At 53.9% G+C, this 14,334-nt stretch carries 5 protein-coding genes; 4 read left to right on the forward strand and 1 reads right to left on the reverse strand.

Annotated features, from left to right (window positions below; all coding sequences use genetic code 11):
* The first annotated feature begins 50 nt into the window (after positions 1-50).
* The 4 genes from ACFQ88_RS20945 to ACFQ88_RS20960 all read left to right on the forward strand — a co-directional run bounded on the left by ACFQ88_RS20945 (position 51) and on the right by ACFQ88_RS20960 (position 13,687).
* Positions 51-3,056, forward strand: coding sequence for an InlB B-repeat-containing protein (locus tag ACFQ88_RS20945; protein WP_379456322.1), 3,006 nt, complete (start codon positions 51-53; stop codon positions 3,054-3,056).
* Positions 3,057-3,331: 275 nt separating this feature from the next.
* A complete protein-coding gene (locus ACFQ88_RS20950) occupies positions 3,332-3,874 on the forward strand; it encodes a hypothetical protein (protein ID WP_379456324.1) in 543 nt (180 codons plus the stop codon).
* Between the two features lie 248 nt (positions 3,875-4,122).
* The gene (locus ACFQ88_RS20955; RefSeq protein ID WP_379456326.1) at positions 4,123-12,138 is read left to right on the forward strand and encodes a cadherin-like beta sandwich domain-containing protein; all 8,016 of its coding nucleotides are present in this window, start codon (positions 4,123-4,125) and stop codon (positions 12,136-12,138) included.
* A 169-nt stretch (positions 12,139-12,307) separates the two neighbouring features.
* Positions 12,308-13,687, forward strand: coding sequence for a copper amine oxidase N-terminal domain-containing protein (locus ACFQ88_RS20960; protein ID WP_379456328.1), 1,380 nt, complete (start codon positions 12,308-12,310; stop codon positions 13,685-13,687).
* Positions 13,688-13,871: 184 nt separating this feature from the next.
* Here the strand turns inward: ACFQ88_RS20960 and ACFQ88_RS20965 are convergent, their stop codons facing one another.
* Entirely contained in the window at positions 13,872-14,201 is a 330-nt protein-coding gene (locus tag ACFQ88_RS20965) for a hypothetical protein (protein WP_379456330.1), read from the reverse strand.
* Positions 14,202-14,334: the final 133 nt, after the last annotated feature.

The following is a 14,334-nucleotide window of genomic DNA, read 5'->3' on the forward strand; positions in this document are numbered from 1 at the left end:
ACGTAACGGAAGCAACGCGTACGGATCTCAACGTACAGGGAGATGTCACTGTGAGCGCAGTATTTGCGATCAACAAGTACACGTTGACGTATACAGCGGGAGAGCACGGAACGCTGGACGGCATCGCTTCGCAGACGGTGAACTTTGGTGCCAACGGAACAGCGGTAACGGCAGTTCCTGAAGAAGGCTACCACTTCGTAAAGTGGAGCGATGAGGTAACGGACGCAACGCGTACAGAGACCAATGTGAAAGCGAACAAGAGTGTGAGCGCAGTGTTTGCGATCAACACGTACACGGTTTCTTTTAACGTATATGGCGGTACGGCGATAGCCAACCAGACGGTAGCGTATAACGGAAATGCGGTTAAGCCGATGGTAGACCCTGTAAAAACCGGCCATACCTTTGGCGGCTGGTATACTGACGGTTCGTTTAACACGCCATATCTATTTACAGATGCCGTAACCGGCAATACAACGATTAATGCCAAGTGGACGATCAACAACTACACGGTCTCGTTTAATGTGTATGGCGGTTCGCCTATTTCTGTGCAAACCGTAGTGTATAACGAAAATGCAGTGAGACCAGCGGTAGACCCTACAAAGACGGGGTATACTTTTGTCGGCTGGTATACGGACGGTACGTTGAATACGCCGTATTCCTTCGCAAGCTCCATCACTGACAATACAACAATCTATGCCAAATGGTCGATTAACAATTATGCGGTTCGTTTTCAGAGTAACGGAGGCTCGTCCGTAGCAAATCAGAGCGTGACTTATAATACGTATGCTTCAGAACCGGCAGCTCCGGAAAAACCGGGATACGATTTTAGAGGCTGGTATACGGACAGCGGGATGACGTCGCCATTCGGTTTTTCGACTACTGCGATTACATCCGATCTTACATTGTTTGCTAAATGGACGATGAATTCTCCGGGCGTACCCGCGATCCAATCTATCGTCTCAGGCGATTCCAATGCAGTGATCACGTGGACAAATACAGCCAATGCTACCGGCTATCAGGTGTTTCAAAGTACTCAGGCGGATTCATACGATAATCCGGTCACTACGGTAAGTAGTTCCGTTTATCAATATCGGGCAACCGGTTTAACGAATGGGACGAAATATTATTTTGTAGTAAAAGCAATGAATCCTGACGGCGTGAGCCCTGCTTCCAACGAAGTTAGCGCAGTACCTCAAGTGCCTTCGCCAGGAGTGCCTTTACTGCAGACTGCCATAGCAGGGAATGCTCAAGTTAGTTTGTCCTGGAGCCGGGTGGCCGGATCGACAGGGTATAAAGTTTACCAAAGTGTTACTTCCAGCACATATGGTACCGAAGTGGCAACGGTATCCGGATCGGTCTACACCTACAATGTGGCAGGCTTAACGAATGGAACGACGTACTATTTCGTAGTCAAAGCGACGAATCCGGGAGGGGACAGCGCTGCTTCCAATGAAGTCAGTGCAACGCCAATGACAGTTCCGGCAGCACCGACGGAGGTAACGGCAGCAGCTGGAAACGGACAGGCGACGATCACTTTCAAGGCTCCGGCCGTTAATGGCGGAAGCGCGATTACGCGGTATGAGGTAACAGCTTCACCGGGCGGCATCCAAGTGACCGGAACGGGGAGTCCGATTATCGTTGCGGGCTTGAGCAACGGAATCAGCTATACCTTCACCGTAAAAGCTTTCAATGGAGTGGGCGGCAGCACACCGTCCGATGCTTCGAACGCAGCCATTCCGAACTCGTCGAGAGATAGCGGCAGCGGCTCGTCCTCTACGACACCGGTTCAGCAGGAGCAAACGAATACCGGAGTAAACGTGCTTGTGAATGGCAAGGCGGAAAATGCGGGAATTGCAACGACAACTGAAATCAATAATCAAACGGTCACAACGGTAGCCATTGACCAGAAGAAGCTGGAGGCTAAACTCCAAGCGGAAGGCCAAGGGGCAGTTGTTACAATCCCGGTAAACGTGAAGTCTGATGTTGTCATCGGGGAACTGAACGGCCAAATGGTTAAAAGCATGGAAGAAAAACAAGCGGTTGTCGTCATCAAAACGGATCAGGCAACCTATACGCTTCCTGCGCAGCAAATCAATATTAATGCGATATCCGAGCAGGTAGGGAAGTCGGTGGCGCTTCAAGATATTAAGATACAGATTGAAATCGCTGTGCCAACGGCCGATATGGTACAGGTTGTGAAGAACGCGGCGGAGCAAGGAACATTTACGCTTGTTGCTCCACCCGTCCATTTTACGGTTAAAGGCACCTACGGTAATACAACGATCGAAGTATCGAAGTTCAATGCTTATGTAGAACGTACTATTGCAATTCCGGACGATGTTGATCCTAACAAAATTACAACAGGCGTTGTTGTCGAGCCGGACGGAACCGTCCGCCACGTACCGACTAAGATTGTACTCATTGACGGTAAGTATTTTGCCAAAATCAACAGCTTAACCAATAGCATATATTCGATCGTATGGCATCCTCTCCAATTTAGCGATGCTGAAGGCCATTGGGCAAAAGAGGCCGTCAACAATATGGGATCGCGTATGGTCATCAACGGTACGGGCGGCAGCATGTTCAGTCCTGACCGGGATATTACCCGTGCTGAATTTGCAGCCATCATTGTACGCGGTCTTGGGCTGAAGCTGGAGAGCGGAGCGGCGCCATTCTCCGATGTAAAGGCTTCGGATTGGTACAGCAGTGCGGTTCATACTGCATATGCGTATGGTCTGATCGGCGGCTTTGAGGATGGTTCGTTCCGTCCGAATGATAAGATTACCCGTGAACAAGCCATGGTTATTATCGCCAAAGCAGCGTCACTTACCGGTCTCAAAGACAAGATTGCTGTTCAGACGACAAGTGCAGCACTTGCGCCGTATACGGATGCCGCCGATGTTTCCGGTTGGGCGCAAAGCGGTGTAGCCGATTCTGTACAGGCAGGCATCGTATCGGGAAGAAACGGAGCGCAGCTTGCGCCTAAAATGTTCATTACGAGGGCCGAGGTTGCTGCAATTGTGCAAAGACTTCTGCAAAAATCCGAATTGATTTAATTCCAAGACGAGAGCTACTCCTTCCAACACGGTTGGGAGGATAGCTCTTTTTTATTGTAATAGCAGCCATTTTAAAGGATCGAAACTGCAGTTTGCAGGAGTGCATTAACTCGATTAGTCGGAAACATAGGAAAAATTATCCTAAAGGACTCCCGGTTTATTCCTGAATTACTCCCGGTTTATTTCCCTGCCATAGCTCATGAAACCCGAGCGCTCCCACGGTAAGATATGGTAAGCGTCAATAATTCAAAAACGTTCATCGGAGGGATTATTTAATGGAGAGTAACATGAACAAAGCGATCAAATGGTTGACAGGAGTTGCCCTGTTGGCAGCCCTGGTAGCACCGGCAGCGGTAAATGCGAAGCCGGAAGCGGCATTCGCAGCAAAAGCAGAGGCGAAGCCCGAAGCGGCATTCGCGGCGAAACCAGAGGCGAAGCCGGAAGCGCGATATGCAGCAAAAGCAGAGGCGAAGCCGGAAGCGCGATATGCAGCGAAACCAGAAGCGAAGCCTGAAGCAGCGTTTGCAGCAAAAGCAGAGGCGAAGCCGGAAGCGCGATATGCAGCGAAACCAGAAGCGAAGCCCGAAGCAGCATTGGCTGCCAAACCAGAGGCGAAGCCGGAAGCGCGATATGCAGCAAAACCAGAGGCGAAGCCGGAAGCAGCGTTTGCAGCAAAAGCAGAGGCGAAGCCCGAAGCGCGATATGCAGCGAAACCAGAGGCGAAGCCCGAAGCGCGATATGCAACAAAAGCAGAGGCGAAGCCCGAAGCAGCGTTTGCAGCAAAACCAGAGGCGAAGCCGGAAGCAGCATTCGCGTAGTCTTTTTTTCCAGTCAAGGGGCATTTGGAAGCGGAGCGTACTTTCTCCAGGCACTATCAATCCAGCTGTGACTCGCCAAGCACTTACTGACCGCGTAGCAACACTATGTGCTTTTTCAGGAGAACGCGTTAGCGGCTGTACCCCTAGTACAGCTCCGCTAACGTGTTCAACTGAAGCTTATCCATAGGATATGTACCTTTCGATACATTGCGTATCGAAAATGTGAAATGTTGGAGGTTGTATTTTCGATGAGCCAGCCATTGTGGAAATTATTTAAAAGAAACACGGCCGCCCTGTTATCCGGGGCGCTGCTTATGCTCACCGCACTGCCGGTGTCTGGGGCAGCAGCTGTACCAAGCGGAAGCGGTACGACGGGCCGGGCTAAAGCCAATGTCAGCCAAAACGTATACTCAAACGTATACGCCCCCGTGATTCCTGCGCTTTCGCCTGTGAAATCCGCTGCACTGTCATGGAATCTGCTTGCTAAAGCAGAGCGCAGCGTGACGCCGACCATGTTCGTGCCGGATTATTCCAAAGTGCGGCTGACACCGGACGGCAAGTACGCGGCCTTCATCCGAATGCTCGTATCCGGAGCTCCGGGTGATGTGAGGATGGTCGTTACGGTGCATGACCGATTGACCGGCACGCTCGACAACATAACCGGACCAACCACGACGGGAGGGATCGTCGATTTTGATTTTAGCGGAGACGCCCGGTATGTGGCTTTCTCTTATCAGGAAGGACTTGCGAATAGCGAGGTCACGGTCTACTTATACGACCGGGAGACGAAGAAGCTTGATACGATTACACCTAACGCCTCGGAGGCCAGTAGCGAGGCTGCGTTGAATCAAGTGTCGATCAGCGAGGATGGCCGTTATATAGCCTTCGATTCCAGAGCGAAGGGACTGGTTCCTGAGGATACGGATGATAACCGAGACGTATTCCTGCATGACCGGACAACGGGTAAGCTGACCCGCATCAGCACGCGCCCCGGGCTGGATCCGGATGAGGCGTTTGACAGCATGGGTCCCTCGATCAGCGGGGACGGCCGCTACGTTGCTTTTGAGTCCCAAGCGAAGCTCGTTGCCGATGATACGAACTCGGAAAGCGATATTTACAGGTACGACCGTCTTGGCGGCAGCACGCCGTTCAAGCGGATCAGCATGGGGATGAACGGAGACGAGGCGCTCGGGTGGAGCGGGACATCTTCCTTAAGCAACGACGGTAAAGTCGTCGCCTTCGCCTCCATGGCGGCCAACTTGGTTCCCGATGACACGAATTTGGCTCAAGATATTTTTGTCTATGACGAGCGCAGCGGCAGCGGGACGATCAAGCGGGTTTCCGTCAGCGAAGCCGGTCAGCAGCATCTCCAAGACAGCCAGCATCCCTATGTTAGCCCGGATGGCCGATATGTCGGCTACGATGTTCTCAACGATGACCCGGATATAGGAGAAGAGGCTTACGTCGCGGAGGTGGAGACGCAAGCATCCGCCAGGGTAAAGGTGCCGAAGTCTCCTTTTCGGCTGATCAGTCCTAGCAAAAAGCCTGCTGTGGGGAGCGGGGCGACTCCGGTAGCTTTTTACTCCTGGTCCACAGAGAACTTCGGAGAGCACGGCGACATCGATATTCCCGATCAGCTGTTTTTTGCCTCGAACGGGAACGCGCCCGTGTGGCCTTCAGGAAGCGCGCTTCAGGCGGCGGATATCGGGCCCGATTATGTCACGCTTCAATGGCCGGATGCCCAGGACAGCAAGGGTGTGCTCGGATACAGGATCTATCTCGACGGCGACTGGCTGGGGTATGTTCCTGTGGGCAGCGGCAACCGCTTTACGGCCAAGGAGCTTTTGCCTGGGGTTGAGCATTTATTCCAGGTTGAAGCGGTTAACCGTGATTTTAACGCAACTTTTGGCGGGCCGACCTACAAGTTCAGTGCGAGCAGCGGAGGCAATCAATTTGCGTTGACCTGGTATGCGGAATGGTCACGCAACAACCTTCCTGCATCCGGGAGCGATTTGAGAATTCAGGCTAAAGGGGCTTCAGCCCGTCAAGCGAAGGCCGAAATCGCCTATAAAGCGTGGAACGGAACGGAGTACGAGACCCGCAATGCTATGCTGACGATGGAGGAAAGCAAGACGATACCGGGCGAATACGAGGCGGTCTTTCCTATTGCAGAAGGGATCGGCGAGTTGTCCCAGCTCAAGGTTAAAATGGTAGATAGCGCCACAGGCGCGGAAACGGTCCAATCCGCTGGCAATTGGCCGCTCATCGTCTCCGGAAGCATGGCTCTAGAGTTCCTTCATTCCTGGAACGGGGATTTGAACGGCGCGATCCTTACGGTTTCGAATAGCAGGTACGGTACGGAATTGATAACTTTACAGGGGCCGGGGCCTTATGCTGTAAGCGGCCTGTACCCGGGGCAGGACTACCGCTTGACGCTGTACTCTCCTGATTTCGAATACGTATGGGTTGAGCGGGACGGTATCCGAGTCGAAGCGGGACGCAAGACCCCGGTTCAGGTTCCGGTAAATCAGCCGGCAAAAATGCGCATGCAGGTCGTTGACCCGTTGCTCCAGCCGGTTTCGAATGTCCCTGTTCAATTATGGGATGCAAATGGCCAACTTCTAGCAAAGCTTCGAACTGATGCGGCTGGCTGGACTTCATGGCAGGATGGGCTGAAAGCGGGAAGCACGATTCGGCTCCGAGTCGACGTAGAGGACCGTTTGTTCGATCCGGTGCCTGAAATGTCACTCGAGCTGATTCCCGGTGACAACGAGAAGGAGCTGAAGCTCACAGGTCCGGCGGAAGGCATAGTAGAAGGAACAGTGACCGATCCGGCCGGCAAGCCTGTCGCAAATGCAATCATAACGGCGACGCAGACGTTTCGTTCCAAGCCGGTAGTGCGCCAGACGCGCAGCAGCCTGGACGGTTCCTACAAGCTGAGTTTGATGGAAGGGGAGGCGTCTATCGAAGCTGCGGAAACCTCTTTCCATTACAGTACGGAAGGAAGCTTGAAGGTAAACGTTGTAAAAAGCAGCTCGACGCCGTTTCCGATTCCGTTACGCCAGCCGGGCTCTGGAGTCATTAATTTGAAGGTATACACCAAACAAATCGACGGCGATTGGGTGGGGCCGCTCAATTTGGAGCAAATGAACTTCCTGACACAGGTGGAAGGCCGTTCCGGCAAAATGACCGGCTACTACCACAATGCGTACTATTTTCAAGGGGATCCCGGAGATAACTTCAATGTTTGTGTCACGGCGACCGTTCCCTCCTATATGAGCAAATGCGAGCAAGTGACATTGGATGCAAACAGCAATGCGACAGCAGAAATTCGTTTGGAGGAACAAGGCGCCATCATCGAAGGGGTTCTCACCGGCACGGATTACCGTTCCGTCAGCGGAACGATCTTCGAGCTGCAGCCGAATGGAAATAAAGTGTGGGCGGCCAATGCAAGCAGCGACGATTTTGCCGGGGGTTCATTCCGACTTAACGTTCCTAAGGCCGGCGCGTACCGGCTGGAGCTGTCACGCCGGCTTCAATCCGATACAAGCAAGGTGGAGTATGCAAGCATCGATTTTACGGTTGCAGAAAATCAGGTATTGAAGCTTGGCACTTTGGAATTTAACCAATCCAGAAGGTTTGCACATCAAACCGGCAATTCATTTACCGCCTTAACAAATCAGGTCGTTCCGGGCGGAACCGTCAGTTTTCGCGTCGCTTACAGGAACGGATCCAATAATCCGGCTGCAGAGAATGCAAGCCTCTTGCTGGAAATACCTGAAGGTATGGCTCCAGTGCTTGATGGGCAAGGGCAGGTCGTTGTAACTGGAGCAAAAGGAAGCGCTGCGGTGGAAGGCAATCGAATCCGCGTGCCTCTGGGCCAGGTTGCGAAAGGTCAATCCGGTACGGTTTCCTATTCGCTGAACGTATCTGCTTCGTTTAATAAAGGCTCCGTTCGTGCGGCTGCGGCGATTCAGACGCAGATGGAGGGCAAAGCGATCGATGAAACGATCGGAACGGTGCTGCTCGACGCGCAAAAGGTGACGTTGGACGTATCCAACAGGATTACGAGTCACCAAATCCGTGTCGGCGGCAATGCGCCTTCCGGAAGTCAGGTGAAAGTATACGACGGCGAGGTGCTGTTAGGCAGCGCGACAGCTGCGCCTACAGGCTATTGGAGCATGGAAGCGACGCTTCCCGAGCTTGGCGATCCCGCGATGCACGCGCTGAGAGCCGAAGCAGAGTTGAACTCCGTACTGCTTCAGTCGGATACGGCGTTTGTACAGTATTCCGTCCGCCAGCCGAAGCTGCTGGAAGTGGGGATGGCCCAGTCGCCGAAAGGAAATTGGATCACTTTCAACCCGGAGCTGGGAGTCATACGGCCTCCATATACCGTTGTACCCGGAAATCCGTTCCAATTCGAGCTGTTGTTCGATAAGCCGGATGAGGTGACGGATGTATACGTCTATCTGGGACGCCAGAGCGGAGAGCCGGTGAAGGCGGTGCGCGAAGGAGGCATTTATAAGGCCCTAGTTCCTACGGACCACGGAGCGCTGGGCGGGGTGTACGTTTCTTACAACGTCAAGCCCGAGCCGTTCATTTATGACGGCCAAGTGCCGACCATGGAACAAATCAGGCAGTCGATGCCGGATGGAATGAAGGATTTTGAAGTGGAGAGCGTAACGCCGTTCGAGCTGAAGGACGGACAATATTCGGGAACAGCCGTCATCAAGCTGCCGAGCATGGAAGGGATCAAGCTTACCGTCACGCTAACGATTGAACCGAATGTCAGCTACCGGCCATCCGCCGAGGAAATCCGTTTGGCGGAGAGCTCGGGGCTTCCGGTGTACAACAGCTCCTCCGATTATATGGAGGATGAAGAGAAGCTGCTTACGGTAACCGAAGGCTATATGCCGATGAGCATGCTATTCCCTAACGGTCTGCCAGCCGAGCTGAACGGCAAGGCGGGTCAAGGCTCATTCCAGCTTCAGCCGCAGCAGGTATTCAAATCTTCAGCAGCTGGAAGCGAGGGTATGGCCCGCGTAAAATCGGAGGTTAAGCTGGAGTTCAAAAATTCCTACACCAATGCGTTTAAGCTTAACGGTACCTACAGAAAGTTCCACAGCTTCTCGGAACGGATCAACCGGATCTCGTATGGTGTTCAGACCGGAATGGATTGCTGGGCCGAAATTCCGAAGACGGCCAGACAAGCGGGAAAGGCGCTGCTCGTCACCGTCGGAGGCGAGATTGCCAAGACCGCTCTGAAGGCATGGACCGGGGCGATGAGCTTAACCGGGCCGGCGGGTATCGCTGCAGGAGCAGCTACATTCGCGGTCAGCAAAAAGATCGACAATTATGTCGACAAGCAGGTGGATGCGGTAGGGACAGGATACAATATGTGCCGGAATGAAGACACTCTCGATGACCGGTACGACCGTCACAGCCGCAAAATTGGAGATCCGAAGTGGATCTACGACCCGAGCGGCTTCGTGTATGAAGCGATCGCCGACAATCGTCTTAGCGGTGTAGATGCTACCGTGCTGTACTTGGATCCAAGCCGTCCGTCGAACGATAAATGGGTCGTATGGGATGCCTCCGAGTATGAGCAGAGAAACCCGCAAGTGACCGATCTCGAAGGCAAGTACGGCTGGGACGTACCCCCGGGTACATGGAAGGTCGTCTGGAAAAAATCCGGCTACGAGACGATGGAGAGCGCCGAGCTGCAGGTTCCTCCGCCGCACACGGAAGTGAATGCGGGACTGGTGTCCCGTGCCGCACCTGAGGTGCAGAGCGTTACCGGGGTGACCTATGAAGGAGGCAGCTATGTCGACGTCCGATTTACGAAGTATTTGCAAGTATCGGAGCTAGCTCCGGAGACGATTGTGATAACCGATTCGACCGGCAAGCCGATCGCAGGAAAAGCGAAATTCATTAAGAATGCAGTGAGCCCAAGTCAGGCGGGAGCTGTTTTATCTCAGACGGTTCGGTTTGAAACGGCAGAAAAGCTGGCGGTTCAGACTCCATACCAAATCAAGGTCAATCCTTCCTATTTCAAAAGCTATGCGGATGTTTGGATGCGCAGCGGCTATGAGGGCAGCTTTACGGCAAAAGTCCAGGATAGTACCGGACCGGAGCCGGTAGAAGCGACTGCGGAAGGAGAGGGCCGGTTGATACGGCTCCTGTTTAACGAACCGTTGGCGTCGAACCGGTCAGTCGATGCGACGAAGCTTGCATTGAACGGGAATAGCGGGGCGGTGGTTTCCGCCGTATCCGATATTCGTGACGAACGGGCGCTGCTGCTGACATTGGACCGCAAGCTTTCTCCGGGCCAAACTTCGTTAAAGCTCTTGTCCGGAGCTGCGGCAGACTTAGAAGGAAATGATTCGCTGGAAAAGACATTAAATGTAGCGTACCAGACGGCATCCGGCAATGCGGCGCTAAGTGCTTTAACGACAGATGCGGATCCGCTGACGCCGGTTTTTGACCCGGAAAAGGCGTCCTATACGGTGAATGTAGCGGCGGATGCGGAGCAGCTGCAGCTTACGGCGACCGTAGCGGATGCTAAGGCTAAGCTGTCCATCGACGGGGAAGAAGCCGTCAGCGGGACGGCCAGGTCCGTACGGATTCCGGCTGATGGAGAGATAGCCGTCACGGTAACCGCAGAGGACGGCAGGACGACTCGCACGTACGCGATCAAGGCTGTGCGCCATCATGGCGGTCCGCTATCCGACGATGCAAAGCTCAGCGCATTGACCCTTTCGCCAGGCGAGCTGTCACCTGCCTTCAGCCCGGACGTAGCTGAATACGGTGTGAGCGTCGCCAACGGGATAACCGCGCTGCAAATCGCAGCGACCGCGCATCCAAAGGCGGCCGTCACGATTAACGGAGCGGCCGTAGTCAACGGCACAGCGATGCAGGTCGCGATCCCTGCCGACGGCCGGATTCATATCGTCGTTACCGCAGAAGACCGGACGACGACGAAGACGTACACGCTTTCGATCGTTCGAAAGCAGGAGAACCGGGGACGATCCGGATCGTCCGGATCGGTCGTAGTTCCTGCACAGCCGCAGCCTGGCGACGCCGAGACGATAGATTTGGGCAAGGATGCGCGCATCGAGAAGCAAACGAAGCCGAACGGTCAATCCGGCATGCGTCTCATCCCGAACGTGGAGGCTGTAGAGACTGCATTGAAGGGCGGTAAAGCGAAGCGGTTTATCGTGGAGATGAAGGAGCGCACCGACGAATATGTGCTGGTGCTTCCGTCGTCGCTGATGAAGCAAATGGGTGAAGCGCAAGCGGTCATCGAGCTGTCGTCCCCGCTGGGCAAGGTTTACCTGCCGACGCAATCCGTTATGGCTCCGGACCATGCACTACAAACCGGAGACATTGTATTACGGCTGTCTCAGGTCTCATCAGAGCAGGAGGCGGAGCTGCGGGAAGCGGCGCGCAAGCAAAGCGATGCGCTGCAATGGATCGGCGGGGCCGTTACGATAGCGGTTGAAGCCGTGAACGGAGATCGCACGACTCCGCTTGGCATGGCAGAGCACAAGCCGATGGACGTGGAATGGCCGGCGTCACTGCCGTCACAGGCGGGACTATACCGCTTCGACCCGCAGGCCGCTCAATGGAGCTTCGCGGCCGAAGCAGCATCCGGCGGCGGATCGCCTCGCGTACAGCTAACATCACTTGCCACTGTTGCGCCGATGGCGTTTAACAACGGCTTCCAGGATATTGACGGCCACTGGGGCCGCAAGGAGGTGGAATGGATGGCGCGGCGGCTGCTGGTCAACGGCTATTCCGCGGTCGAATTCGGACCGGACCGATCCGTTACGCGCGCTGAATTCACGGCAATGCTAGTGCGGTCTCTTGGACTGAGGCAGCCGGCAGGCAGCGTTAGCTTCTCCGACGTAGAGACCGGCGGCTGGTATTACGGAGCGGTGCAAGCCGGCGTCGCCGCAGGTCTCGTCGAAGGAATAGGGGAGCAGCGCTTCGCCCCGAATGAAGTTGTGACCCGCGAGCAGATGACCGTCATGATAGCGAGGGCTTACCGCCTGAAGGTCAAGAATGCTTCCGAAGGCTCATTGCATCGCTTGGACGCTTTTGAAGACAAAGAGCAGCTTCATGGCTGGTCCCTGTCCGAGGTCGCCTTGGCTGTGCAGGAAGGGCTCGTCGAAGGGGTGAGCGAGCACGCATTCGACCCGGACGGCCTGGCTACCAGAGCGCAGGCGGCAGTCATTCTCAGCCGATTATTGAATAAACGATAAACAGTCTAGCTGGGTATATTTCATCCCCAGTTCCCTCTCCTCCAGAGCCAGAGCCTGTGAAGTGCAATCCAGCTCGGCTCAGGAGGGGGGCCATTTACTACATGAACTCATGCTCATGAAATCACTGCAAGCCAATAATAAGCATTGCCCGAAGGAGGACAACACGAACATGTTGCGTAGTGGATTAAGAACGATTATAGCCTGTTTGACCCTATTTGGTGCCGTCACGGTGACCAACCCTGTGCTTGCCGCCGACCCATCCGGTGTGCAGGTGAAGCAATTCCGCTTTTTGGATAAAGAGCTCGACCGCATTTCTCTGGATAAAACCTCGGTACCGGACGGTACGCGAGACGGTCATCTCAGCCTTTTGCTGGACGCAGGGGACGGAGTGGAGATCAAGACCATTACAATGAAAACCGCTGATGCCAGCGGCAAGGATACGAACCATGGCATCTGGAAAACGTGGAAAGCGCCGACCGGCGATATCGGCAACCTGCTGGCGGTAGTGCAGGACGGCAAAATTAGGAATACGACGTTTCAGCAGTCGCTCGGCACGTTCAAAGGCGTTGCACAGCTCGAGCTGTATGCCTCGGACAACAACGGGATGAAACCCGGTGAATACTACTATCTTGAAATAGCGACGAGCAAAGGAACGGTGAAATCGAACGTCACGCCGTATGCCGACAATGAGGTTTCCTATGCGCCCGTAGCCATCCGGGAATTCAGCTGGCAGGACTTGGACTCGGACCGGACCGGCATCGCCGAATTCGGACCCGACGAGCGGAAGGACGGACACTTCAGGCTGAAGCTGAGCTTCGCGCAAAAAACAGATCTGTTGGCGGTTATTTTGCGCCCTACGGACAAAGACGGCAAAGAGGCGTATCAAGGCATCTGGAGGACGAACCGTGCCGGAACCGGCTGGCTGCTGGGCATTATGCAGGGGGAGAACGTTGTAACGCAGGGCTTCAAAAAGGATGTGAAGGAGCCTGTAGGCAGCTTCCGCGGGAACGTCACCTTCGACCTGTACGCGAACAATAACGGCTCTATTAAGAACGGGCAATATTATACGATCGAAGTGGAAACGAGCTTCGGTACCGTAATCAGCAAGCCGGTACAATTCGGCGATCCGGCATCCAACTATTTCAACGATAAGGCCTTCGGCTTCAAAACGATCTTTCTGAAGCTGGATTCGACTACAGCGGCGATTGACGAACAGGAGACGACGCTGGAGGTGGCTCCGTTTACGCTGGAGGGCAGAACGATGGTACCGATTCGTTTTATCGGAGAAGCCTTGGGAGCGAAGGTCGACTGGAACGGCCAGGAGCGGAAGGTTACCTTGGTCAAGGACGATGTCAAGGTCGAGCTGGTCATTGACCGTAAGGACGCCCTTGTGAACGGGAAGCCGAGCGAGCTGGATGCTCCTGCAATCATCAGAGACAGCATTACGCTGGTGCCGGTCCGCTTCGTCAGCGAGAGCATGAACATGAAGGTGTTTTTTGATGAAGGGGAAATCGTCATTACCGATGCCAAAGAGCAGAAGAGCAAATAATCCGTTTCAGGCATAAAGACAGTCAGGCAGCATGAATCATCCGTCTAGCAAGCATCCGTAAAAGCCTTCGTTAGGACGCCTGGCCCGCCGCATCGGCAGGAAATAAAGAAGACCGGCCTTCCGGACTATTTCAGCCCCGGAACCGGTCATTTTCTTATGCACAATCCTCGTATGTACTTTTGGCTTAATAACAGAACCAGTCTTTCCATATATCCTTCGATTCTCGAGGGATTTCGTTCCTGTGCTTTTCGAGCCAATCTTTGAATTCCTTTTCTTTTCTGTCCCAATCCTTGTTGTCGTCCCAATCTTTGTCATGGTCATCCCAGTCCCAGTCCCAATCGTTGTTCCGGTCGTTATCCTTTCCGTGATCTTTTGAGAAAAATGACGAAAAGAACTGCTGAAAGCTGCTTTTGCTGCTCTTGTCGGAATGGCCGTTAGATGCGAAGGCGGATGCAGGGAACATGATGGCGCTAACGAGTAAAAACACGCATACGAACCATTTTGCACGTGCCAAGCTACGATACCTCCCTCAATAAGGAATAACGTTCGTTATTAAGAATCATACAACAATTCCGCCCTTTTGAGAACGCTTTAAGGGTAGGGCTGAAAACTTTTTTTTAGGACTTAAGTAATTACCAGTTTCAGGA

The organism is Paenibacillus sp. NPDC056579 (assembly GCF_042793215.1).
Classification (GTDB): domain Bacteria; phylum Bacillota; class Bacilli; order Paenibacillales; family NBRC-103111; genus Paenibacillus_S.

Coding starts and splice junctions, on each gene's coding strand:
- ACFQ88_RS20950 (WP_379456324.1), top strand. CDS start 3,332: ATGGAGAGTAACATGAACAAAGCGATCAAATGGTTGACAGGAGTTGCC.
- ACFQ88_RS20955 (WP_379456326.1), top strand. CDS start 4,123: ATGAGCCAGCCATTGTGGAAATTATTTAAAAGAAACACGGCCGCCCTG.
- ACFQ88_RS20960 (WP_379456328.1), top strand. CDS start 12,308: ATGTTGCGTAGTGGATTAAGAACGATTATAGCCTGTTTGACCCTATTT.